General features: G+C 67.0%; 25 protein-coding genes. 15 read left to right on the forward strand and 10 right to left on the reverse strand.

Translation table 11 applies throughout. From position 1 onward, the window contains the following. Positions 1–115: 115 nt before the first annotated feature. Genes folK through hda form a run of 3 tightly spaced genes read right to left on the reverse strand, consistent with a single transcriptional unit; the run spans position 116 to position 3,105 of the window. Positions 116–784 (reverse strand): 2-amino-4-hydroxy-6-hydroxymethyldihydropteridine diphosphokinase, encoded by a 669-nt coding sequence (gene folK / locus EJI00_RS19945; protein WP_126749221.1) that lies wholly within the window; start codon positions 782–784, stop codon positions 116–118. After that, a complete protein-coding gene (gene pcnB / locus EJI00_RS19950) occupies positions 781–2,400 on the reverse strand; it encodes a polynucleotide adenylyltransferase PcnB (protein WP_126749222.1) in 1,620 nt (539 codons plus the stop codon). Before pcnB ends, folK begins: the two co-directional genes overlap by 4 nt. Positions 2,401–2,418: 18 nt before the next feature. Beyond that, positions 2,419–3,105, reverse strand: a complete 687-nt coding sequence (gene hda / locus EJI00_RS19955; RefSeq protein WP_312846484.1) for a DnaA regulatory inactivator Hda — start codon at positions 3,103–3,105, stop codon at positions 2,419–2,421. Positions 3,106–3,237: 132 nt separating this feature from the next. Here hda and purM point away from each other — a divergent pair, with 132 nt between their 5' ends. The 5 genes from purM (at position 3,238) to EJI00_RS19980 (ending at position 7,668) form a co-directional block, all read left to right on the forward strand. Further along, positions 3,238–4,278 carry a phosphoribosylformylglycinamidine cyclo-ligase gene (gene purM / locus EJI00_RS19960; RefSeq protein WP_126749224.1) on the forward strand — a complete coding sequence of 347 codons (1,041 nt, stop codon included), beginning with the start codon at positions 3,238–3,240 and terminating at the stop codon, positions 4,276–4,278. 43 nt (positions 4,279–4,321) lie between these two features. Continuing rightward, the gene (locus EJI00_RS19965) at positions 4,322–5,386 is read left to right on the forward strand and encodes an AI-2E family transporter (RefSeq protein WP_126749225.1); all 1,065 of its coding nucleotides are present in this window, start codon (positions 4,322–4,324) and stop codon (positions 5,384–5,386) included. A gap of 112 nt (positions 5,387–5,498) precedes the next feature. Further along, positions 5,499–6,083, forward strand: a complete 585-nt coding sequence (locus tag EJI00_RS19970) for a cysteine hydrolase family protein (protein ID WP_126749226.1) — start codon at positions 5,499–5,501, stop codon at positions 6,081–6,083. Further along, positions 6,080–6,703: a DJ-1/PfpI family protein gene (locus tag EJI00_RS19975; protein WP_126749227.1), complete on the forward strand. Its 624-nt coding sequence runs from the start codon at positions 6,080–6,082 to the stop codon at positions 6,701–6,703. The genes EJI00_RS19970 and EJI00_RS19975 overlap by 4 nt, the downstream gene beginning before the upstream one ends. After that, positions 6,673–7,668, forward strand: coding sequence for a GlxA family transcriptional regulator (locus EJI00_RS19980; RefSeq protein ID WP_126749228.1), 996 nt, complete (start codon positions 6,673–6,675; stop codon positions 7,666–7,668). The genes EJI00_RS19975 and EJI00_RS19980 overlap by 31 nt, the downstream gene beginning before the upstream one ends. Before the next feature lie 15 nt (positions 7,669–7,683). On the opposite strand, the gene EJI00_RS19985 is transcribed toward EJI00_RS19980, so the two are convergent. The 6 genes from EJI00_RS19985 to murJ form a co-directional block, all read right to left on the reverse strand. Beyond that, positions 7,684–8,982: an RNA polymerase sigma factor gene (locus tag EJI00_RS19985; RefSeq protein ID WP_126749229.1), complete on the reverse strand. Its 1,299-nt coding sequence runs from the start codon at positions 8,980–8,982 to the stop codon at positions 7,684–7,686. A 2-nt stretch (positions 8,983–8,984) separates the two neighbouring features. Beyond that, complete coding sequence (locus EJI00_RS19990) at positions 8,985–9,404, reverse strand: YciI family protein (protein WP_126749230.1); 420 nt, start codon at positions 9,402–9,404, stop codon at positions 8,985–8,987. A gap of 29 nt (positions 9,405–9,433) precedes the next feature. Continuing rightward, a complete protein-coding gene (locus EJI00_RS19995) occupies positions 9,434–9,862 on the reverse strand; it encodes a YciI family protein (protein WP_126749231.1) in 429 nt (142 codons plus the stop codon). 133 nt (positions 9,863–9,995) lie between these two features. Continuing rightward, positions 9,996–10,424 (reverse strand): bleomycin resistance protein, encoded by a 429-nt coding sequence (locus EJI00_RS20000; protein ID WP_126749232.1) that lies wholly within the window; start codon positions 10,422–10,424, stop codon positions 9,996–9,998. Then, positions 10,424–11,275: a SirB1 family protein gene (locus EJI00_RS20005; protein WP_126749233.1), complete on the reverse strand. Its 852-nt coding sequence runs from the start codon at positions 11,273–11,275 to the stop codon at positions 10,424–10,426. The genes EJI00_RS20000 and EJI00_RS20005 overlap by 1 nt, the downstream gene beginning before the upstream one ends. A 108-nt stretch (positions 11,276–11,383) precedes the next feature. Beyond that, positions 11,384–12,937, reverse strand: coding sequence for a murein biosynthesis integral membrane protein MurJ (gene murJ / locus EJI00_RS20010; protein WP_126749234.1), 1,554 nt, complete (start codon positions 12,935–12,937; stop codon positions 11,384–11,386). A 106-nt stretch (positions 12,938–13,043) separates the two neighbouring features. On the opposite strand from murJ, the gene rpsT reads away from it, so the two are divergent. Next, entirely contained in the window at positions 13,044–13,358 is a 315-nt protein-coding gene (gene rpsT, locus EJI00_RS20015) for a 30S ribosomal protein S20 (RefSeq protein ID WP_007831346.1), read from the forward strand. Between the two features lie 137 nt (positions 13,359–13,495). On the opposite strand, the gene EJI00_RS20020 is transcribed toward rpsT, so the two are convergent. Next, positions 13,496–13,825 carry a DUF3579 domain-containing protein gene (locus tag EJI00_RS20020; protein ID WP_126749235.1) on the reverse strand — a complete coding sequence of 110 codons (330 nt, stop codon included), beginning with the start codon at positions 13,823–13,825 and terminating at the stop codon, positions 13,496–13,498. A 160-nt stretch (positions 13,826–13,985) separates the two neighbouring features. Here EJI00_RS20020 and EJI00_RS20025 point away from each other — a divergent pair, with 160 nt between their 5' ends. From EJI00_RS20025 to EJI00_RS20065, 9 genes are all read left to right on the forward strand, one after another. Continuing rightward, positions 13,986–15,194 (forward strand): aspartate aminotransferase family protein, encoded by a 1,209-nt coding sequence (locus EJI00_RS20025; RefSeq protein ID WP_126749236.1) that lies wholly within the window; start codon positions 13,986–13,988, stop codon positions 15,192–15,194. After that, a complete protein-coding gene (argF, locus tag EJI00_RS20030) occupies positions 15,191–16,126 on the forward strand; it encodes an ornithine carbamoyltransferase (protein WP_126749237.1) in 936 nt (311 codons plus the stop codon). Before EJI00_RS20025 ends, argF begins: the two co-directional genes overlap by 4 nt. A 22-nt stretch (positions 16,127–16,148) precedes the next feature. After that, positions 16,149–16,457 (forward strand): YkgJ family cysteine cluster protein, encoded by a 309-nt coding sequence (locus EJI00_RS20035; RefSeq protein WP_126749238.1) that lies wholly within the window; start codon positions 16,149–16,151, stop codon positions 16,455–16,457. Between the two features lie 74 nt (positions 16,458–16,531). Beyond that, positions 16,532–17,188 carry an arylformamidase gene (gene kynB / locus EJI00_RS20040; protein WP_126749239.1) on the forward strand — a complete coding sequence of 219 codons (657 nt, stop codon included), beginning with the start codon at positions 16,532–16,534 and terminating at the stop codon, positions 17,186–17,188. A 12-nt stretch (positions 17,189–17,200) separates the two neighbouring features. Further along, positions 17,201–18,487 carry a kynureninase gene (gene kynU / locus EJI00_RS20045; protein WP_126749240.1) on the forward strand — a complete coding sequence of 429 codons (1,287 nt, stop codon included), beginning with the start codon at positions 17,201–17,203 and terminating at the stop codon, positions 18,485–18,487. 13 nt (positions 18,488–18,500) lie between these two features. Continuing rightward, complete coding sequence (locus EJI00_RS20050) at positions 18,501–18,833, forward strand: hypothetical protein (RefSeq protein WP_185868175.1); 333 nt, start codon at positions 18,501–18,503, stop codon at positions 18,831–18,833. 16 nt (positions 18,834–18,849) lie between these two features. Continuing rightward, the gene (gene kynA / locus EJI00_RS20055; protein ID WP_126749241.1) at positions 18,850–19,686 is read left to right on the forward strand and encodes a tryptophan 2,3-dioxygenase; all 837 of its coding nucleotides are present in this window, start codon (positions 18,850–18,852) and stop codon (positions 19,684–19,686) included. Between the two features lie 203 nt (positions 19,687–19,889). Beyond that, entirely contained in the window at positions 19,890–21,305 is a 1,416-nt protein-coding gene (locus EJI00_RS20060; RefSeq protein WP_126749242.1) for a reverse transcriptase family protein, read from the forward strand. A gap of 66 nt (positions 21,306–21,371) precedes the next feature. Continuing rightward, entirely contained in the window at positions 21,372–22,625 is a 1,254-nt protein-coding gene (locus tag EJI00_RS20065; RefSeq protein WP_126749243.1) for an SMI1/KNR4 family protein, read from the forward strand. Positions 22,626–22,631: the final 6 nt, after the last annotated feature.

The following is a 22,631-nucleotide window of genomic DNA, read 5'->3' on the forward strand; positions in this document are numbered from 1 at the left end:
TGGAACTCCTGGGGCGCGTCAATCACAATTTCATGACGCCTTCATGAAAAACCGACGAAGTTTAACGGGCGCGCCGGTTCGACCCCACTCGCACCGTTTTTCGGGGCTGCCTTCTTCAGACGATGCGCTTGACCACCTGGCCTGTGACGCGTGCCAGCGCAGCGCGCGGCACCTTGTCGGGCGCGATTTCAGCGAGCGGCTTCAGTACGAAGGCGCGCTCGCGCATGCGGGGGTGCGGCAGGGTCAGCGTCGGCGTGTCGATCACTGAATTGCCGTGCATCAGCAGGTCGAGATCGAGCGTGCGTGGCGCATTGGGGAATGGCCTTTCGCGGCCGGCCTGCGTTTCCAGGCGCTGCAACGCCACGAGGAATTGCTCGGCGTCCAGGCCGGTGCGCACGGCCACCACTGCATTGATGAAATCGGGGCCTTCGGCATCCACCGGCTCACTGCGATAGAGCGACGAACGAGCCGTCACCTGGGTCCGCTGCAGCGCGCCGATCGCAGCCATGGCGGCCTTCACGGCCGCCTCGGCATCGCCCAGGTTGGCGCCGAGGGCGACGAAGGCCTGCACGGTGGGGTAGTCCTCGCGCGGGCCGCGCGGGCCGCGCGGGCGACTCGTGGGCGCGCGCGCAGGCGCACGGCGTGCAGGAGGGGTGCCGGGCGGGCCCTTCCTGGCGCCGGCCGGCGGGGGCCTGGCACCGCCCGCGCGCGGTGGAGCGGCCTTGGCCTTGTCACTGGCCTTGGGACTCTTCTTGCCGTCCTTCGGCAGGTCGGACGTGCTCATGCGCCTTCGGCGCTGCCGCCGCCCTCACCGCCACCACCAGTGCGCGGCTTGCGGCGGCGACGGCGCTTGCGCGGCGCTGCGGCCTCGCCATCGGGGGGCACGGCAGCGCCTTCGGTTTTGACCTCGTCGTCCTGCTGCGAATCGGTGTCGCCCGGGCTTTGCTGGCGCCCGACCGGCTCGTTGCGGGGCTTCGGCGCCACCGGATCGCGCGTGCGCACGCGCTGGCGGGTCTTTTGTTCGTCGCGCACCTGCTCCAGCAGGTCTTGCTGGCGCACGTCGTCGGCGGTGCTGAACTCTTGCCACCATTCGGCAATGGCCTCGCTGACCTCGCCTACGTCGGCGCGCAGGCGCATGAAGTCGAAGGCGGCGCGGAAGCGCGCCTGGTCGACGAGGCTGTAGGGCGTGGAGCCGGTGCGCTTGTCGAAGCGCGGCTGCATCATCCAGATCTCGCGCATGTCGCCGGCGAGCTTGCCGCGGCCCGACACGTCCCCGATGCGGGCGTTGAACACGTCGTCGATCGCGTCCTGCAGCGCCGGGAAAGGCGGCTGCGGGCGCTGGCCGTGCCGGCCTTCGATGCGCTGGGCCCAGCCGTCGCGCACATCGGCCCACAGCACGCAGGCCAGCAGGAAGCTGGGCGCCACGGGCTTGCCTTCACCCACGCGGCGGTCGGTGTCCTGCAGGGCGGCCTTCACGAAAGGCGAATCGGCACGCTCCACCACCACGTCGAGCAGCGGGTAAATGCCCGTGACCAGACCCAGCTTGCGCAATTGCTCGACCGTGGCGATGGCGTGGCCGGTTTGCAGCAGCTTGAGCATTTCGTCGAAAAGGCGGCTTTGCGGCACGTCGGCCAACAGCTTGCTCGACTCGACCAGCGGGGCCGCTGTCTTGGCTTCCATCTTGAAGCCCAGCGCCGCGAGCTTGGCCGAGAAGCGAATGGCACGGATGATGCGCACCGGATCTTCGCGGTAGCGCGTGGCCGGATCGCCGATCATGCGCAGCGTGAGCTTCTGCGCGTCCTTGATGCCGTTGTGATAGTCGACCACGACCTGGTTGGCCGGGTCGTAGTACATGGCGTTCACGGTGAAGTCGCGGCGCGCCGCGTCTTCCTCCTGCGGGCCCCACACGTTGTCGCGCAGCACGCGGCCGCTGGCGTCCACTGCGTGCTTCATGCTTGCGAGCTCGCCCTTGCTGGTGCGCTCGTTGCCGGCCACCTGCTCGGCGGCGGCGTTGTCCATGTAGGCGCGGAAGGTCGAGACCTCGATCACCTCATGCTCGCGGCCCCGGCCGTACACCACGTGCACGATGCGAAAGCGCCGGCCGATGATGAAGGCGCGCCTGAAGAGCGACTTGACTTGCTCGGGCGTGGCGTTCGTGGCCACGTCGAAGTCCTTCGGTCGCAGGCCCAGCAGCAGGTCGCGCACCGCGCCGCCCACCACATAAGCCTCGTAACCCGCCTGCTGGAGCGTGGTGACCACGTTTTTCGCGCGTTCGTCGACCAGGGCCGGATCGATCTTGTGAACCTCCGCAGGCACCTCCTGGCGCTTGCCGAAGCGGCTCTTGCCCTGCGCGCCGCCGGCCGATTTGCCGAGCAGCTTGTCGATGAATTTCTTGATCATTGTTGGTTGAAGCTCTTCTTATTCGTTTTCGAGCATGGATCGGATCAGCGGGATCGTGATCGCGCGCTGTGTCTGCAGGGCATAGCCGTCGAGCTGCGTGAGCAGTTCCATCAGGCTGCCCAGGTCGCGGCTGAAGCGGTGCAGCATGTAGTCGAGCACGTCGTCCGACAGCATGACGCCACGCGCATCGGCCGCCTGGCGCAGCACCGCGCGGCGTTCGCTTTCGCTCAGCACCTGCAGGTGGAACACATGGCCCCAGCCCAGCCGGGTGCGAAGGTCTTCGCGCAACGCCAGGTCGGCCGGCGGCAGCGCCCCCGCGGCCACCACCCCGCGCTGCAGGGTTTGCGCGTTGACGAACCAGTTGAAGGCCGCGTGCTGCTGCACGGCGGTGTAGAGGTGCACGTCGTCGAGCAGCACGGCGCCCCAGCGCTCGTCGAACTCGGGCGGCTCCAGCAGGCCGGCGTGCAGCCAGCCCACGCTCGCGCCCTGCTCGCGCAGTGCGACACGCACCGATTCGAGCAGATGGGTCTTGCCGCTGCCGCTTTCGCCCCAAAGATAGGTGGGCACAGGGGAGTGAGGCACCGAATTGCCGGCGCCGCCCACCCACAGTTGCAGGTGCCGCAGCGCCGCCTCGTTCGGGCCGGCAAAAAAAGCGTCGAAGCTGGGGCCCGTCGCAATGCCGATATCGAGCGCGAGCTGTTTCATCCCGGGAAGGTTCATGGAAGGGGCCGCTGGGGCCCTTAAAATCGTGAGGAATTCTATCGGCCCGGCCGCTTCGGTTGCCGGCGCCTCCACCTCTTCGCCTCCTTCCCGTCCCTTTCTCGACACCGTCCGACCATGACTTCCCCTACGCCCACCCCGCTCAGCTACAAGGATGCCGGTGTCGATATCGATGCCGGCGACGCCCTGGTCGACCGCATCAAGCCGCTCGCCAAGAAGACCCTGCGTGAAGGCGTGCTGGCCGGCATCGGCGGCTTCGGCGCGCTGTTCGAGGTGCCCAAGCGCTACAAGGAGCCGGTGCTGGTGAGCGGCACCGACGGCGTGGGCACCAAGCTCAAGCTGGCTTTCGAATGGAACATGCACGACACCGTGGGCATCGACCTGGTGGCCATGAGCGTCAACGACGTGCTGGTGCAAGGCGCCGAGCCCCTGTTCTTTCTTGACTACTTTGCCTGCGGCAAGCTCGACGTGGACACGGCCGCGGCCGTAATCGGCGGCATCGCCCGCGGCTGCGAAATCTCCGGGTGCGCGCTGATCGGCGGCGAAACCGCCGAAATGCCCGGCATGTACCCGGCCGGCGAATACGACCTGGCGGGCTTTGCGGTCGGCGCGGTCGAAAAATCGAAAATCCTCACCGGCGAGAACGTGAAGCCTGGCGACGTGGTGCTGGGCCTGGCCTCGGCCGGCGTGCATTCCAATGGTTTCAGCCTGGTGCGCAAGGTGATCGAACGTGCCGGCGCAGACCTGCCCGCCACGCTCGACGGCAAGCCCTTCCGCCAGGCCGTGATGGAGCCCACCCACCTTTATGTGAAGCCGGTGCTCGAAGCGCTGGCCAAGCACCCGATCAAGGCGCTGGCCCACATTACCGGCGGCGGCCTGCTCGAGAACATTCCGCGCGTGCTGCCCGAAGGCACGGCCGCCCACCTCAAGAAGGGCAGCTGGCCGCAGACCGAGCTCTTCGCGTGGCTCCAGAAGGTGGCCGGCATCGACGACATCGAGATGAACCGCACCTTCAACAACGGCATCGGCATGGTGGTGGTGATCGACGCGGCCGAAGCGGCCGCCTGCGCCGCCACGCTGCGCACGGCCGGCGAGTCGGTGTACGAGATCGGCATCATCGCCGAGCGCGGCACCGGTGCCGCCGTGGTGGTCGGTTGATCCTCCTTCCGAGGCTCGCAACAAGCGCAGCACCCGGACCCTGATGACCAAACCGCTCGTCGTCAACATCGACACCAAGCCACAGCCCGCCTCGCGCAACGTGGTGCTGGCCAGCTATCTTCTGATGCCGGCCGCCCTGCTGCTGGTGATGTGGCAGCACCTGCTGCCGGGGCTGCTGTGCGTATGCATCGGCTTTCTCGCCACCCGCCGTTTTGCGCGCCTGATCGGCGGCGGCCTCGCCCGGGCAAGGCTGCCACAAACCCGTGCCGATGTGCTGGCCCGGGTACTGGCGGTCACGCTGGTGCTGCTGGCGCCCATCGCGCTGATCTCGGTGGGGCTTTCGCAAGCGCGCGAGTACATCGTCGACGCGCCTGACCAGTACCGCGAACTGCTCGACTACACGGCCCGCACGGTGCTGGAACTGCGGCTCAAGCTGCCGCCTGAGATTGCGGTCTACCTGCCGGAGGGCGCGGCCGAGGTGCAGCGCGTGGTGGCCAACTACCTCCGGGCCCAGGCCGGTTCGCTGGCGCTGGCCGGGCGCGCGTGGCTGGGCGGGCTGCTGTTTGCCTATGTGGGCCTCATCGTGGGCGGGCTGGCCGCCATTGCGCCGCCGCCGCTGCAGCGCCGGCCCCTGGCCGCGCAGCTGTACCGCCGCATCACCATCTTCGGCGAGGCGTTCGGCCAGATCGTTGCGGCGCAGTTCTGGATTGCGGCGTTCAACACCCTGCTGACCGCCATCTTCCTGCTGTTCCTGCTGCCGCTCTGGGGGCCGCACCTGCCCTACACGCCGGCACTCATCACCCTGACCTTCGTGGCGGGCCTGGTGCCGATCGTGGGCAACCTGGTCTGCAATGCGGTGATCACGCTGGTGGCGCTGTCCGTCTCGCCGATCACGGCGCTGGCCTGCCTGGTGTTCCTCATCATCATCCACAAGGCCGAGTACGTGATCAACGCCAAGGTGGTCGGCAGCCGCACGCAAATGCGGGTGTGGGAACTGCTGGCCGTGATGTTCGTGGCCGAGGCGGTGTTCGGCCCGGCCGGGCTGGTGGCGGCGCCGCTTTTCTACGCCTACCTCAAGAAAGAGCTGCAGGCCGCCGGCCTGGTCTAGCTCGGACGATGTCCTGATTTGATCGGTTCTGGTCCGCTTCGGCGCGGACCGGGGGCTGGCGGCACACAAGAATAGGCGGCATCATCCACTCCGCCCTTCGAGCCCCACACCCATGAAATCGTGTCTGATAGTGATCGACGCGCAGGAATCATTCCGCCAGCGCGCCTACTGGTCCGAAGAAGTTGCACGGCCTTATTTCGCGGCCCAGAACGCGCTGATCGAAGGCTGCGCGGCCGCCGGCATTCCGATCGTGCGGGTCTTCCATGTGGATGAGCCTGCCGTGGCAAGCCACCCCTTCGCCGTCGAGTCGGGCCTGGTGCGGCCGATCGAAGGACTGGCGGCATTCGAGGCCGCGGCCACGTTCACCAAGCACCGCCACAGTGCGCTGGTCAACAGCGGGCTCGACATCTGGCTCACGCAGCACGGCATCGGCCGGCTGATCGTGAGCGGCATCCGCACCGAGCAATGCTGCGAAACCACCACGCGCCATGCTTCCGACCTGGGCTGGGAGGTCGACTACGTCACCGAGGCCACGCTCACTTTCGACATGGTGCAGCCCGACGGCCGCCCGCTTGCCGCGGCCGACATCAAGGCCCGCACGGCGGCCGTGCTGGATGGCCGGTTCGCCACCGTCTGCACCGTGGCCCAGGCGCTCGACCGCGCCGGCGCTCTCGCCGCTGGGACAGTGGCGGCATGACGCTGCGGGTACTGATCCTTGCCTTCGACGGTGTCGAGGCGCTCGACTTTGCAGGCCCTTTCGAGGTGTTCACCACGGCAAGCCGCGTCAGCCAGCGCCTGAATCCCGGCACGGAGGCGCCGTTCGAGGTCGCCTCCGTGGCGCTCGCAAGCGAAGGCCAGCCCGTGCAGGCACGCGCCGGCCTGCGCCTGCTGGCGGACCATAGCTTGACCGACTACCCCAGTGCGGACCTCCTGATCGTGCCCGGCGGCGTGGTCGATGCGCCCATGGCAAGCACCGTCACCCTGCGATGGATTGCCGAATGCGCGGCCGGCACACAGCTGGTCGCCTCGGTATGCACCGGCGTGTTCCTGCTCGCAAAAAGCGGCGTTATCACGCGAGAGGCCGTCACCACCCACTGGGAAGACATCGCAGACCTGCGCGAACAGTTCCCGCTGCTGGACGTGCGCGAGGGCGAACGCTGGATTGACAGCGGCCGCGTCGTCAGCTCCGCGGGTATCAGCGCAGGCATCGACATGAGCCTGTACCTGGTCGAGCGGCTGGCCGGCCGCGCGCTGGCCGAACACACGGCGCGCCAGATGGACTACGCATGGAACTCCGGCAACCACCCATCCGCGTAGTGTTCGTGCTGCTGCCGGGCAGCCTGGTGCTCGATTGGGCCGGGCCTGCCGAGGCGTTGCGCATCGCCAACCAGCGGCTGCGCGCCGCGGCCCAGCCGGAACGCTTCGAGATCGAATTCGCGAGCCCGCGGCCCACGTCCGTCGGCTCGGTGGGCGTGGCGCTTGCCAACCTCGCGCCGCTGCCAGCGCAATGGCACGGGCCGGCGTGGCTGGTGCTGGTTGGGCTGCCCGGCGACTTCATCGCGATCGACAACGCAGAGACGCAGGACCTGCTGCACTGGCTGCGCGGCCAGCGTTTCGAACGCGGCCGGCTCGAGCTGGTCACCGTCTGCGCCGGCGCCCTGCTGGCGGCGCATGCGGGCGCGCTCTCAGGCCGGCGCGCCACCACGCACCACCATCACCTGGGCGAGTTGCGCGCGGTGGAGCCGCGCTGCGACGTGGTCGCCAACCGGGTGTTCGTGATCGATCCGCCGGTCTACAGCAGCGCGGGCGTCACGACCGGCATCGACCTGATGCTGCACCGCATTGCGGATGTGTGCGGCGAAGCACTCGCGGCCCAGGTGGCGCAGACGATGGTGGTGGCGCAGCGGCGTGGCCCGCATGACCCGGAGCTTTCGCCTTTTCTGGCTTACCGGAACCATCTGCATGCCGCCCTGCACCGCGTGCAGGACGCCGTCAGCGAACAGCCCCAGGCCGACTGGAACGTGCCTCGCATGGCGGAAGTGGCCCACACCTCGGCGCGGCACCTGACGCGGCTGTTCGTGGAGCACGCAGGCGTGGCGCCCCTGGCCTATCTGCGCCGGCTGCGGCTGGCGGCGGCGCAGCTCGCGCTGGCCTCGGGCGCGAGCGTGACGCGGGCGGCAGAAATCTCGGGCTTCGGCTCGGACACGCAACTGCGGCGCGCGTGGCACCAGTTCGGATTGCCGGGCTCGCCTTCGGCCGCGGCCTCTTCGCCGACCGCCTAGCGGCGCGGTGCGCAATCATGCAGGCGGAAGGAGGCAGGCGCGTGCCCGCGCCAGCAGCAGCGTCCGCTCGCGCGTGTTGCGCGTAAGCGCGGCGGCGCGATCGAATTCCTTGCGCGCCTCGTCGTAGCGGCCCAGTTTGAAGAGCAGGTCGCCGCGTACCGCCGGCAGCAGGTGATAGCCCTTCAATGCGGGCTCGCCGAGTAGCGCATCCACCACCTCCAGCCCCGTCGCTGGTCCGAATGCCATGGACAGCGCCACGGCGCGGTTGAGCTCGACGACAGGCGACGGAGAAAGCTCGGCCAGCGCGTCGTACAACGCCGCAATGCGGGGCCAATCGGTTTCCCCGGCCGTGCGCGCGCGCCCATGGCAGGCGGCAATGGCGGCTTGCAAGGCATAAGGTCCCAAGGCTCCTCCGAGAGCCTCCGCACGCGCAAGCGCCGCCAGGCCGCGGCGAATCAGCATGTGGTCCCAGCGCGCGCGGTTCTGCTCCAGCAGCAGCACCGGCTCGCCCGATGGGCCGACACGGGCTGCCGTGCGAGAGGCCTGGATTTCCATCAACGCCACGAGGCCGTGCACTTCCGATGCATCGGGCACGAGCTCGGCCACGATGCGGCCGAGCCGCATGGCTTCGTCGCACAGCGCGGGCCGCATCCAGTCGTCACCCGCCGTGGCCGAGTAGCCTTCGTTGAAGATCAGGTAGAGCACCTCGAGCACCGAGGCGAGCCGCGCCTCGAGTTCGTGCCGGCGCGGCACCTCGAAGGGCACGCGCGCTTCGAGAAGGCTGCGCTTGGCGCGCACGATGCGCTGCGCCACCGTGGCCTCTGGCACAAGGAACGCGCGGGCAATTTCATCCGTCGTGAGGCCGCCCATCAGGCGCAGCGTGAGCGCCACGCGCGCCTCGGTCGAAAGCACCGGGTGGCAGGCCGTGAACACCAGCCGCAACAGGTCGTCGCCGATGTCGTCGTCGAGCGCGGCATCGACCGCTTCGGCGAAATCGGCCTGCGCCATTTCATGCTGGGCGTCGAGTTCGCGGCCGATCTCGCCGGCCTTGTGCTCGGCCATTTGCCGATGGCGCAGCCGGTCGAGCGCGCGGCGCTTGGCCACGGCGGTGAGCCAGGCGGCGGGATTGTCGGGCACGCCGGTTTCGCTCCATTGCTCCAGGGCCGAGACCAGCGCGTCCTGGGCCAGCTCTTCGGCGAGGCCCACGTCGCGCACCATGCGCGCGACTGTGGCAATGATCTTCGCGGACTCGATGCGCCACACCGCCTCGATGGTGCGGTGAATGGCGGCCTCGTCCCGGGCCGCAGCGCTCATTCCTATGCTTTCTTGACCGCCTGCATCGACGCCATCTCGGCCGTCAGGGCCTGCACGTCTGGCGGGTAGTCGGCAATCTCCTGGATCTGGCGGACCTCGATCACTTCGTTTTCGCTGCCGGGGCAGCGCGTCGCCCATTCGATCGCGTTGGCGCGCGAAGGCACGTCGATGATCCAGTAGCCGCCGAGCACTTCCTTGGCTTCGGCAAAGGGGCCGTCCACCACCTTGGGCTTGCGGCCCGGAAAGCTCACGCGGGCGCCCATCGAGGGCGGATGCAGGCCGTCGCAGCTGATCAGGATGCCGGCCTTCTGCATCGACTCGTTGTAGGCCATCATGGCCCCGACCGCTTCGACGTCGTCCGGAATGGTGCCGGGGGCGGCTGTTTCGTAGCCGTGGGGAATCATCAGCAGCATGAATCGCATGGCAGGTCTCCTTGATGCGGTTTCTTGATTCAGTTGCCGGCCTTGGTACGGGCCGCGGTCTCGGCGCGCAGGCGGTCTTCCTGCGCCAGCAGTTCGGGCGTCATGGAGTCGCCGAAATCGGACGCCTCGAACACCTGGCGGATCTCGATCTCGCCCTCCTGGAACGGGCTGCGCTTGATCCATTCGATGGCTTCTTCCTTCGACTTGACCTGAAGCAGCCAGAAACCTGCGAGCAGCTCCTTCGTCTCGGCGAAGGGACCGTCGATCACCGTGCGCTTGGAGCCTTCGCAGCGCACGCGCGCACCCTTGGAAGACGGATGCAGGCCTTCGCCCGCCAGCAGCACGCCGGCCTTGACCAGCTCCTCGTTGAACTTGCCCATGGCTGTGAGCACTTCGGTGCTTGGCATCACGCCCGCTTCGGAATCCTTGTTGGCCTTGACCAGAACCATGAATCGCATGTCGTTTCTCCTGAAGGTTGATGAATGAAGCCGGAGGCGTTGAAAACTGCGCGCTCCTGTTCACACGTCGGACGAGGGGAAGCCGGATCGACACGCTGGCGCCGGCCCACTTGTAATTTTATGTATCAGAAATTCAGGGCAAATAGCCGCAGAAGCGCAGGATATGCCCGTCGGGTTCGCGGATCGCGAATTCGCGCAGGCCCCAGGGCTGCGACGTGGGCGGCTCCACCACGGTGACGCCCCGCTTCACATAGGCGGCGTGCAGGCCGTCGATGTCCTTGCCCACGTGGATCACGATTTCGCCGCGCCAGGGCGCGGCGCCACGCGTGTTGCATTGCCACAGGCGCAGGTAGACCGGATCGCCATAGGTGCGGTCGCCCTTCTTCACCCGGGCGTAGCTGGGCGGCTCGCCGGCGATGAAATCGAGCTCGAAGCCCAGGATGTCCCGGAACCAGCGCGCGGCGCGCGTGACGTCGGACACCGGCAGCACCGGCTGCACGCCGTGAAACTCGTGAAGCGTGCCGAGATCGGATGCGTCGGCAACGCCGTTCCGCGCGCTCATCAGTTGGCCGCTCGGCGCAAGGCAGTCACCCGCTCCGCAATGACGTCGACGTCCAGCGCGTCTTCCGCGTGCTCCAGGTAGGTTTCGAGGTCCCGCACCGCGGCCGCGGTGTTGCCCTGCTCGGCATGCGCGATGCCGCGGTCGCGGTACTCGCCCCAGGCGGTGGGCAGCAGCGCAATCAGGCGGTCTTGCACGGCAATGGCCCGCTGCCAGTCTTCCTGGGCGCGGTGCACTTCCTTCAGGTTGCGCAGCATGCGGCCGATGATTTCGCGCGAGCTGGCGGGCTGGAGGTAAAGGCCCAGCGGCACGTCGAAATCGCCGACCAGCCCGTTGCTGCGCTTGTAGGGCTCGAGCCGCTCGCCGAGTTCTTCGCGCGAGAGCGACTTGCCGGTGAAGGGATCGATGACCACCTGCCCCTTCGGCAGCGTGACCTTGAGCATGAAATGCCCCGGAAAACCGATGCCGCGCGCCTGGAGGCCCAGGCCCTGCGCCAGCTCCATCCAGAGCACCGCCAACGAAATGGGAATGCCGCGGCGCGTGCGCAAGACGGCGTTCAGGTAGCTGTTGTCGGGGTCGTAGTAGTCGTTGACGTTGCCGCCGAAATTCAGGTCATTGAAGAAGAACTGGTTGAGCGCGCGCAGCCGGGCGAGCGGCGCGGCGTCGGCGGGCAGCCGGCGCTTGAGGCGGGCCAGCAACTGGTCGACGTCGCCGAGCACCTGCTGCACGTCGAGGTCAGGGTATTCGTCCTGCGCAAGGCTGGCGGCAGCCTCGAGCAGCGGAAAGTGGTCGTCGCTCTGCACCAGCGATTCGAAATACGCCAATGCCGTGGGAACCTGAAAGCTGAACGTCATGTGTCTTTGTAGAGGAGCATTCGGGGAGCGTCAAGGCGGTGTTTTCAGCTTGCGTAATTCGAGAACAGCCCTGTTGCGAAAGACGCAACCCGGCCCGTCTGCGTGTGCCTACCGGCGCATGAAACTGCGCAGCCGCACGCCCACGGCCGCCAGCACGGCAAAGTACAGCAGCCCCGCGCCCGCGATCAGCGCCGCCAGCAGCCCGATGCGCTGCAGCCGCTGGGCCCGAAGGCCGATCCAGTCGAAATAGTACGAGCCCCAGGCCAGCAAGGCGGCCAGCACCAGCGTGCCCGCCGCCACCTGCAGGATGAACTTGCCCCAGCCCGGCTCGGGCTTGTAGCTGCCGCGCCGGATCAAGCCCACCAGCAGCCAGATGGCGTTGACCACCGCGCCGATGCCGATGGTGAGCGTGAGCGCGGCATGCTGCAGCACCGGCACCAGAAAGACGTTGAGCAGTTGGGTCAGCACCAGCACCGAGACGGCGATGATCACCGGCGTGCGCATGTCGTATTTGGCGTAGTAGCCCGGCGCAAGCACCTTGATGGCGACGATGCCGACCAGCCCGACGCCGTAGCCCATCAATGCCAGCGTGGTGCGCTTCACGTCTTCGGCGCCATACGCGCCGTTGTGAAAAAGCACCGCAACCAGCGGCTGCGAGAACAGCAGGAGCGCAACGGCGCAGGGCGCCGAGAGCAGCACCACCAGCCGCAGGCCCCAGTCGAGCAGCGCCGAATAGCGCTCGTCGTCCTTGGCGGCACGCGCGCCGGCCAGCTGCGGCATCAGCACCACGCCAAGCGCCACGCCCAGCATGGCAGTCGGGAATTCCATCAGGCGGTCCGCATTGACCACCCAGGTGACGCTGCCCGTGGCAAGGTGGGATGCAATCTGCGTATTGATGAGCAGCGAAACCTGCGCCACGCTCACGCCCAGCAAGGCCGGCAGCATGAGCTTCAGCACCTTGCGCGTGGTCGGGTCGGTCCAGGCGGCGCGCAGTGCGCCAAAGCTCGCGCCGATGCGCGGCATGAGGCCGAGCGCGCGCAGCGCGGGCACCTGCAGCGCCAGTTGAAGAACGCCGCCGACCAGCACCCCTGCGCACTGCGCGTAGATCGGCTCGATGCCGTAGCGCCTGAACAGCGGCGCGCCCGCCACGATGGCAAGAATCAGCGAAATATTGAGCAACACCGGCGAGGCAGCCGGCACCGCGAACTTGCGCCAGGTGTTCAGCACCCCGCCCGCCAGCGCCACGAGCGACATGAAGCCGATGTACGGAAACATCCAGCGCGTCATCACCACGGCCGCGTCGAAGCCCGCCAGCCCGCTGGCCATGGCCCACACCAGCCACGGCGCGCCGACCACGCCGGCCACGCACACGACCACCAGCGCCCAGGTGAGCAGCGTGGCCACGTGGTCGATCAGCGCCTTGGCGCCCTCTTCCCCGGCCTCCGTCTTGTGCCCGGCCAGAACCGGCACGAAGGCCTGGCTGAAGGCGCCTTCGCCGAAAACCCGCCGGAACAGGTTGGGAATGCGGAAAGCGACGTTGAAGGCGTCGGTCAGGGCGCTGACGCCGAACACCGAGGCGAAAAGCACGTCGCGCACGAGGCCCGTGATCCGCGATGCGAGCGTCAGAAGGGAAACGGTGGAGGCGGATTTGAGCAGTGACACGGGCCGAGTGTAGGGCCCGGCAAGCCCCCGATTCGGCGGAAAACCCAACCCGGCCTATAATGGAGGGCTTTGCTGCATCATCCTCAGACACCTAAGGAACTAAATCATGGCATCCGCCAAGCCCAAGAAAAAGAACCCGCGCCTCGCCTCCGGCCGTAAGCGCGTCCGCCAGGACACCAAACTCAACGCTGCGAACACCTCGCTGCGCTCCAAATACCGCACCGCCGTGAAGAATGTCGAAAAGGCCGTTCTGGCCGGCGACAAGACCAAGGCAAGCGAACTCTTCGCGAAGGCCCAGAGCATCGTCGACACCGTCGCCGACAAGGGCATCTTCCACAAGAACAAGGCAGCTCGCGACAAGAGCCGCCTGTCGGCGAAGGTCAAGGCCCTCGCCCTCGCGCCTGAAAAGGCAGCCGCCTGACACCTGTCCGGCAAGCCCGGATCGGAATTCTCCGGTCCGCCGTTTGATCGGGGTGCGCTGCAGCAAAGTGTAAAAAACCGCCTTCGGGCGGTTTTTTCATGGGCGATCGCTTTGTGGAAAATGCGGGGCCGGCGGGCTCAGGTCTTGGGCGGTGCGCCGGGCGCGTCGGGAACCAGGCAGGCCTCGGCCACCTGCAAGTCGTTGTCCCGCGCAAAATTGACGCAAAAATCCCAGGCCATGGGCTCGGCATCGCGCAGGGCCCGGTTCACGACCACGCACTTGACACCGTTGAGGGTGGTGGGAACGCACCAGGGCGAATAGCTCAGGTGACTTCCGGGATAGGCGCCCCCAGGACGAAAAGAGCACATCACGCCGGCCAGCCGCTCGGCCCAGTCGCTCGGGCGAAAAGTCCGGCCATCATGGGTGATGCCCTGGATGAAGATTTCTTTGGCAGTGGGGGAAATCATCGTTGAATGAGGCGCCCGGAAGCAGGTGCTGCGGTGCAGCAAGAGATTCTATCCGCGGCACTTTGCGGCTCGGCCCGAGGGCATTGCTGTAATGCGGAATCCTCAATGAAGCTGTCGAACTGGACGCCTAGAATCCGCGGTTCCCTATCTGGAGAACCGAATGAGCGCTACCGCCCAGCCCACCTCGCCCCACGTCATGAACACCTACGGTCGCCTGCCGATCGCGCTGTCGCACGGCCAGGGCTGCCGAGTCTGGGACACCACGGGCAAGGCCTACCTCGACGGGCTCGGCGGCATTGCCGTGAACACGCTGGGCCACAACCACCCCGAGCTGGTGCCGGCGCTGCAGGACCAGATCAGCAAGCTGATCCACAGCTCCAACTACTACCATGTGCCCGGCCAGGAGCAGCTGGCCACCAAGCTGACCGAGCTCTCGGGCCTGACCAACGCCTTTTTCTGCTGCACGGGCCTGGAAGCCAACGAAGCCGCCCTGAAGCTCGCGCGCAAGTTCGGCCACGACAAGGGCATCGAACGGCCTGAAATCGTTGTTTACGAGGCCGCGTTCCACGGCCGCAGCATCGCCACGCTGTCCGCCACGGGCAATCCGAAGGTGCAGGCGGGCTTCGGTCCGCTGGTCGAGGGCTTCATCCGCGTGCCGCTGAACGACATCGAAGCGCTCAAGAAGGCCACCGAAGGCAACCCCAACGTGGTTGCCGTGTTCTTCGAAACCATCCAGGGCGAAGGCGGCATCAACCCGATGCGCGTGGATTACCTGAAGCAGGTTCGCGCCCTGTGCGACGAGCGCGACTGGCTCATGATGATCGACGAAGTGCAGTGCGGCATGGGCCGCACCGGCAAGTGGTTTGCGCACCAGTGGGCCGGCATCAAGCCTGACGTGATGCCGCTGGCCAAGGGCCTGGGTTCGGGCGTGCCGATCGGCGCCGTGGTGGCCGGCCCCAAGGCCGCCAACATCTTTGGCCCGGGCAACCACGGCACCACCTTCGGCGGCAACCCGCTTGCCATGCGTGCCGGCATCGAGACCATCCGCATCATGGAAGAGCACAAGCTGCTCGAAAATGCCGCTAGCGTGGGCGAACACCTGAAGAGCACGCTGGAGCGCGAAATCGGTGGCCTGCCCGGCGTGAAGGAAATCCGCGGCCAGGGCCTGATGCTGGGCATCGAGCTCGACCGTCCCTGCGGCGTCATCCTGAACCGCGCCTGCGATGCCGGCCTGCTGCTGAGCGTGACGGCCGACAAGGTGATCCGCCTCGTGCCGCCGCTCATCCTGAGCATTGCCGAGGCCGACGAAATCGTCGCCATCCTCGCGCCCATCGTCAAAACATTCCTGTCGGAGCCCGCAGCGCAATGACGACCGCCACCACGCCGAACGCCATCCGCCACTACCTGCAGTTCTCGGACCTCACGGCCGACGAATACGCCTACCTCTTCGATCGCATGGCGATCATCAAGAAGAAGTTCAAGACCTACGAGAAGCACCAGCCGCTGACCGACCGCACGCTGGCGATGATTTTCGAGAAGGCCAGCACGCGCACCCGCGTGAGCTTCGAGGCGGGCATGTACCAGCTCGGCGGCAGCGTGGTGCACCTGACCACCGGCGACAGCCAGCTCGGCCGCGCGGAGCCCATCGAGGACAGCGCCAAGGTCATCAGCCGCATGGTCGACATCGTGATGATCCGCACCTACGAACAGACCAAGATCGACACCTTTGCCGCGCATTCGCGCGTGCCGGTGATCAACGGCCTGACCAACGAGTTTCATCCCTGCCAGATCCTTGCGGACATCTTTACCTACATCGAGCACCGCGGCTCGATCCAGGGGAAGACCATCGCCTGGGTGGGCGACGGCAACAACATGGCCAACACATGGCTGCAGGCGGCCGAGATCCTTGGCTTCACCGTGCACGTGAGCACGCCCAGCGGCTATGAAGTCGACCAGTCGATCGCCGGCATCCGCTCGGGCGACAGCTACAAGGTCTTCAAGGACCCGATGGAAGCCTGCCGCGGCGCCGACCTCGTCACCACCGACGTCTGGACCAGCATGGGCTACGAATCGGAGAACGAGGCCCGCCGCAAGGCCTTTGCCGACTGGTGCGTCGATGAAGACATGATGCGCATCGCCCAGCCCGACGCCCTCTTCATGCACTGCCTGCCCGCCCACCGCGGCGAGGAAGTGCAGGCCGAGGTCATCGACGGTCCGCAGTCGGTGGTGTGGGACGAGGCCGAGAACCGGCTGCATGCGCAAAAGGCGCTGATGGAGTTCCTGCTCCTGGGCAGGCTCTGAAGAAACCTGAAGGCGCGGCGGCGTGTCTCATTGCCAGCAATGCGGCGCCTGCTGCGCCAGCTACCGCGTCGACTTCAGCGTGCACGAGCTCGACGAGAACGGCGGCAAGGTGCCGTCCGGCCTCGCGGTCGAGGTGAACGACGCCCTCTGCCGCATGCGCGGCACCGACCGCACGCCGATGCGCTGCGCGGTGCTCACCGGAAAGATCGGCCAGTCGGTGACCTGCGGCATCTACGAGTGGCGCCCCAACCCATGCCACGAATTGCAGGCCGGCAGCGACGCCTGCGAGCGGGCACGCGCGCGGCACGGGCTGCCCGCACTGTCTTCCTGAGTCGATCATCTCGTCACGACGTGTGTTGGAAATAACCGACACCACGACCCCTCGCCCGGCGCTACCTTTGCGCCATGCGCTCTTCTCTGCAACCCGAATCCCGCCTCTGGGACATCTCGCCTCCCGTGCATGAAGGCGCGCCGGTGTTCCCTGGCGACACGCCTTACCAGCAGCGATGGGCCGCGACCATCTCGCCGGAGTGCCCGGTGAACGTCAGCGAGATCAAGCTCTCGCCGCATGTGGGTGCACATGCGGATGCGCCCCTGCACTACGACCCCGAAGGCCAGACGATCGGCCAAGTCGATCTCACGCCCTTCCTCGGCCCTTGCCGCGTGATCCACGCGATTGCCAAGGGCCCGCTGATCGAGTGGGAGCACATTGCGCATGCGATCGCGAGCGACCTGCCGCCCCGCGTGCTGGTGCGCACCTATGCGGCGATGCCCATCGCCCAGTGGGATCCGCAGCTCGCGGCCTACGCGCCTGCCACCGTCGAACGCCTTGCGGCCATGGGCGTCAAGCTCATCGGCATCGACACGGCCAGCATCGACCCGGCCGACAGCAAGACGCTGGAAAGCCACCAGCGCATCCGCCGCCTCGACCTGCGCGTGCTCGAGAACCTCGTGCTCGACGATGTACCCGAGGGCGACTACGAACTCATCGCGTTGCCGCTCAAGCTGGTCAGCGCCGACGCTTCCCCCGTTCGCGCCGTGCTGCGCGACCTTCCACGCTGAAAACTCCGCCCAATGACGACCCTTGAAGACTGCCGCGCGCTCGACGCGCAAGACCCGCTGCGCTCGCTGCGCGACCAGTTCACCTTGCCGCCGGGCGTGATCTACCTCGACGGCAACTCGCTCGGCGTGCTGCCCAAGGCCGCGCCGGCACGCATTGCCGAAGTCGTCGCCGAGGAATGGGGCCAGGGCCTGATCCGCTCGTGGAACACGGCCAGCTGGTTCGACCTGCCGCAGCGCCTCGGCGACAAGGTGGCCCGGCTGATCGGCGCCGCACCGGGCGAAGTGGTGTGCACCGACAGCACCTCGGTCAACCTCTACAAGGTGCTCTTCGCGGCACTCTCGCAGCAAAAGGACAGCGGCCGCAAGCTGGTGGTCAGCGAGCGCAGCAACTTCCCGACCGATCTCTACATCGCCGAATCGCTGTGTCGCGAGCGCGGCTTCACACTCAAGCTGATCGATGCGAGCGAGCTGCAAGGCCCGGGTTCGGTGCTGACCGACGAGGTGGCCGTGCTGATGCTCACGCACGTGAACTACCGCACCGGCGCCATGCACGACATGAAGGCCATCACCGCCGCGGCACACGCAGCCGGCGCGCTCACGGTGTGGGACCTCGCGCACAGCGCAGGCGCGGTGCCGGTTGCGCTGAACGAAAGCAATGCCGATTACGCGATTGGCTGCGGCTACAAGTACCTGAACGGCGGCCCCGGTGCGCCGGCCTTCGTGTGGGTTCATACGCGGCATGCGGGCAAGTTCGATCAGCCGCTGTCGGGCTGGTGGGGCCACGCGGCGCCTTTCGAATTCACGCCGCACTACCGGCCTGCGCCGGGCGTGGGCCGCTATCTTTGCGGCACCCAGCCGATCATCGCGATGGCGGGACTCGAATGCGGGCTCGACACCGTGCTGGCGGCCGAGGCGTTCGACGGCGGCAAGGGCGGGCTGGCGGCCCTGCGTGCCAAGTCGCTCGCGCTCACCGACCTTTTCATTGCGTTGGTCGAAGAACGCTGCGAAGGGCAAGGCCTTTCGCTCGTCACGCCGCGCGAGCATGCGCGCCGCGGCTCGCAGGTCTGCCTGAGCCGCGGCGAAGGCGCCTATGCCATCGTGCAGGCGCTGATTGCGCGCGGCGTGATCGGCGACTACCGCGCAGGCGATTCGCAGATGCCCGACATCCTGCGCTTCGGCTTCACGCCGCTGTACCTCGGCTTCGAGGATGTGTGGAACTCCGTCGAGCACCTGGTGCAGGTGCTGGAAGCGGGCGAGTGGAAGCGCGAAGAATTCAATCGCAAGAACGCAGTGACCTGAGCAGCACGTACCCATGAAACACAACAAGACCGTGACCCCCGATGTCAGCATGATCGAGTACGACAAGGTGATCGGCGACCACACGATCCGCTTCATGAAGTCCACCTATGCGGAAGGCGGCGCTGACGCGAACAACATCCAGCCGTCCCTGACCGACAAGGCCGCCTTCGAGCGGCTGGTGAAGGAAGTGCGCGCCGCGGGCTACGCACCGGCTGAAAAGGGCCGCATTCCGGGCGGCGAGACTTACCAGGAGTTCAAGCGCAAGAACGACGTCGTGCGTTTCGTGTATCCCGCAAAAGATTCGGTACCGGGCCGCCCGTCCTACACCGCAGTGGTCTGGCGATGACCCGACAGCAAGCATCATGAGCACCGAAAAAATCGTTCACGAAGAAAAAGCGCAGCTGGATTTCAGCGCGTCGATGAGCTACGGCGACTACCTGCATCTCGACCAGATCCTCAACGCGCAGCACCCGCTCTCGCCCGCGCACGACGAAATGCTGTTCATCGTGCAGCACCAGACCAGCGAGCTCTGGATGAAGCTCATGCTGCATGAGCTGCGTGCCGCCACCAGCTGCATCGCGCAAGAAAAACTGGCCGACGCCTTCAAGATGCTGGCCCGCGTGAGCCGCATCATGGAACAGCTGGTGAGCGCATGGACCGTGCTCTCGACCATGACGCCGCCCGAGTACACGGCCATGCGCCCCTACCTGGCCAATTCGAGCGGCTTTCAGAGCGCGCAATACCGCTGCATCGAATTCGCGCTCGGCAACAAGAACGCCGCCATGCTCAAGCCGCATGCGCACCGGGCCGATCTGCTGGCACAGGTCGATGCGGCCTACCGGTCGCCTTCGCTCTACGATGAGTCACTGAAGCTGCTGGCACGCCATGGCCTTCCGGTGCCCGCCGATCATCTGGAGCGCGATTGGACGCAGCCTTATGAAGCCAGCGACGGCGTCGAGGCGGCGTGGCTCACGGTCTATCGGAACCCGCACGATCACTGGGACCTGTACCAGCTCGGCGAAAAGCTCACCGATCTCGAAGACGCTTTCCGGCTCTGGCGCTTTCGCCACGTGACCACGGTCGAGCGCGTGATCGGCTTCAAGCGCGGCACGGGCGGCACAGGCGGTGTGAGCTACTTGCGCAAGATGCTCGACGTGGTGCTGTTCCCCGAAATCTGGAGGCTGCGCACCGACCTGTGACCGGCGCGCCGCGCGCAACGACCCGCCCCTACAATCGCCGCGGCACCGGCTCTTCAAGACTCGACAAGGCGGGCGATTCGTCGTTTTGCCTTGTGCTGCGGGGTAACCCCGCGGTGGATGGATGGCTACCCGTTTCGGCGCGTGAGCGGAACTGCGCTGTCGCGCAGCACTGCTGGCGCATCACCGGCTGGTTGAAGGGCCGGTTGCCACCTACGTTCCACTTCGTCACCTTCATGATGCGCGAACCGAGCTACAGGGAATGGATTGCACGCAGCCTCGCGCGCGCCTTGCTGGCCGATGCGAGGCAGCCCGGCGCCACGGCCCCCTGTGCATTGCGTGCGCGGGCTGAAGCGGCGCTGGGCGCCAATCCCCCGTGGCTCGCGCTTCTTTCGGAAGAGCTCGGCAAAAGGTCGCTCGCTACATGGCAGCGCACGGATCTGCCCGCGCTGGCGAAGGCGATTCATGACATGCCCGCGCTGGACCTGGCCTTCGAGCAGGACGAACTGCCCCGTGTGCGACGCCTCATCCTGCGGCCGGCCGAGATGCTGCCGCGCCCGATGGGCCTCGACGATTGTGCGTTGCCGAACCTGCCCACGCTGGCCGACCTCGCGCAATGGCTGGAACTCGAACCGGACCGCCTGGCCTGGCTCACCGCTGCATCGCAGGTCTTTCGCGAGCCCGATGCACCGAAGACACGCGCCGCATCGCACTATCGATATCTATTGCAGCCCAAGCGCCTCGGCGGCCTGCGCCTGCTCGAGATTCCCAAGGCCGACCTGAAGCGTGTGCAGCGCCGCATCCTCGAGGGTCTGCTGGCGCATGTGCCTGTACACGAGGCAGCCCATGGCTTCGTGCAAGACCGCTCGGTTGCGAGCCATGCGGCGGCACACGTCGGCAAGGAGGTGGTGATCGGCTTCGACCTGCGCGACTTCTTTCCCAGTGTTCGTGCATCGCGCGTGCATGCGCTGTGGCGCACGCTGGGCTATCCCGAGGGCGTGGCACGCGCACTCACCGCGTTGTGCACGCACCGCACCTCCGCCGCCGTGATCGAGCGCCTTCGCGACGACGGCGGGCTCGACTGGATGGGTGCCAAGCGTCTGGCCGAACCGCATCTGCCGCAGGGCTCACCCTGCTCTCCCGCGCTGGCCAACCTTTGCGCCTTCCGGCTCGATCTGCGGCTCGAGGGGCTGGCCTGGGTTTTCGGTGCCGCCTATACGCGCTACGCCGACGACCTCGTGTTCTCGGGAACCGAAGCGCTGCGCGGGCAGTTCACCGCATTGCGCGCGTGGGTCGATGGCATTGCAGCCGACGAAGGCTTCGAGCTTCATCCACGCAAGGTGCGGTGCATGCCGCAGCACCGCCAGCAGCGCGTAACCGGCGTGGTCGTGAACCGGAAGGCGAACGCGCCGCGCGTCGACTTCGACAGGCTCAAGGCCGTGCTGCATCAATGCGCGATGCACGGGCCTTCGGGCCAGAACCGCGCGGAGGTGAACGACTTCCGCGGTCACCTGCTGGGCCACATCGCGTGGATCGGGCAATTCAATCCGACCCGCAAGGCAAGGCTGATGCGCATCTTCGAACGCATCGAATGGCCCACTCCCGCACAGCCGTCAGGGTGAACACCCGATGGTCGTGCTTGCTCCGCTCGCGCAAAGCGCTACATTGGCAACAACGGAGGCACTGCCATGAACAACAACGTCCAGTTTTCTCTCGAAGAGCTTGCTACCCTGCGCGAGCACGGCGTGGTCCTGTTCGCGAACCGCGTGATCTTCGATGCGCAGCCGCCGATGCCCCCGCAGCAGATCGCCGCCATCCAGGCGCTGTGCGCGGGCCCGATTCCCGAGCCGCTGCTCGAACTGTGGCGGCAAACGGCGGGCGGCCGGCTCGACTACGACCTTTCGCTGCCGATGAACGGCAACATCGAATCCGTCAGTTGGTCGGAGCTGTTCTGGAACGGCAGCGACGGTTATCGCGACCTGCAGGGCTGGATCGAGCATGAGCAGGAGCTGGCCGAAGAGGCTGCCGAGGAAGATGGCCGCGACTGGAGCGGCAAGCTCACGCACCTGCCCTTCGGCGGCTTCGAGTATCTGGACCGGGTTTACGCGGTGGTCGAGCCCGGCCCCGAGCACGGCCACATCACCGCGTGGAAGCACGGGCTGCCGCCGGCCTGGACGCATGCGCTGCATGAAGACGGTGTGAGCACCATCGCGCCCGATCTGTACAGCGCCTTAGGGGCACTGCATCTCGATGAAGACCCGCTGGCACCCACCGGCGATTATTTTTCCGGCCAGGCCCTGCTCCAGTACCTGGACGACCGGCACCAGGACCATGGCCTGGACCTTGACCTGATGGACAAGCTGGTGAGCTTTTATTGCCGCGCGGTGATCGACTGGCGCACACCGCTGGCCAACGGAACGCTGCGCCGGTTGCCGGCCACTGCGCGCGCGGCGCTGCACCACGCCATTGCCAGCGACGACGCGGACCTGGTCGCCGAACTCGCCGCCGCGGGCGTGAGCTTCGACGGACCGCAGCAGGGAAGTGCGCTGGCCACGGACGTTGCCATAGGCAACGGTGCCTTTGCCGCGGCCATGGCGCTGGTCCGTGCGGGCGCCCCCGTGGCACGCGACGCCTTGCGCAACATCGACGGCCAGATTTCACCCGAGCTCACGCATGCGCTGCTCGTGAACGGGGCCGAGCCGAACGTGGCCGCCATCGTCAAATGCGCGGCCTGCGGCGCGCCCGCAAGCGCGCACCTGATCGCCGATGCGTGCACGCAGGCCGGCATCGACGTGGCGCCCGCTTTCGCGGCCGAACGCGACGCGATGCTGGCCGAACTAGAGGCCACGCTGCTCGAGGTGCGCGACGGCTCTCACGGCCACTATCTCGGCCCCGAGGGATTGGCCGAGCGGATCGAGCACCTGCAGACATTCAGGCTTTGAGAGCCC

It is taken from the genome of Variovorax sp. DXTD-1, assembly GCF_003984625.1.
Taxonomy (GTDB): domain Bacteria; phylum Pseudomonadota; class Gammaproteobacteria; order Burkholderiales; family Burkholderiaceae_C; genus Variovorax.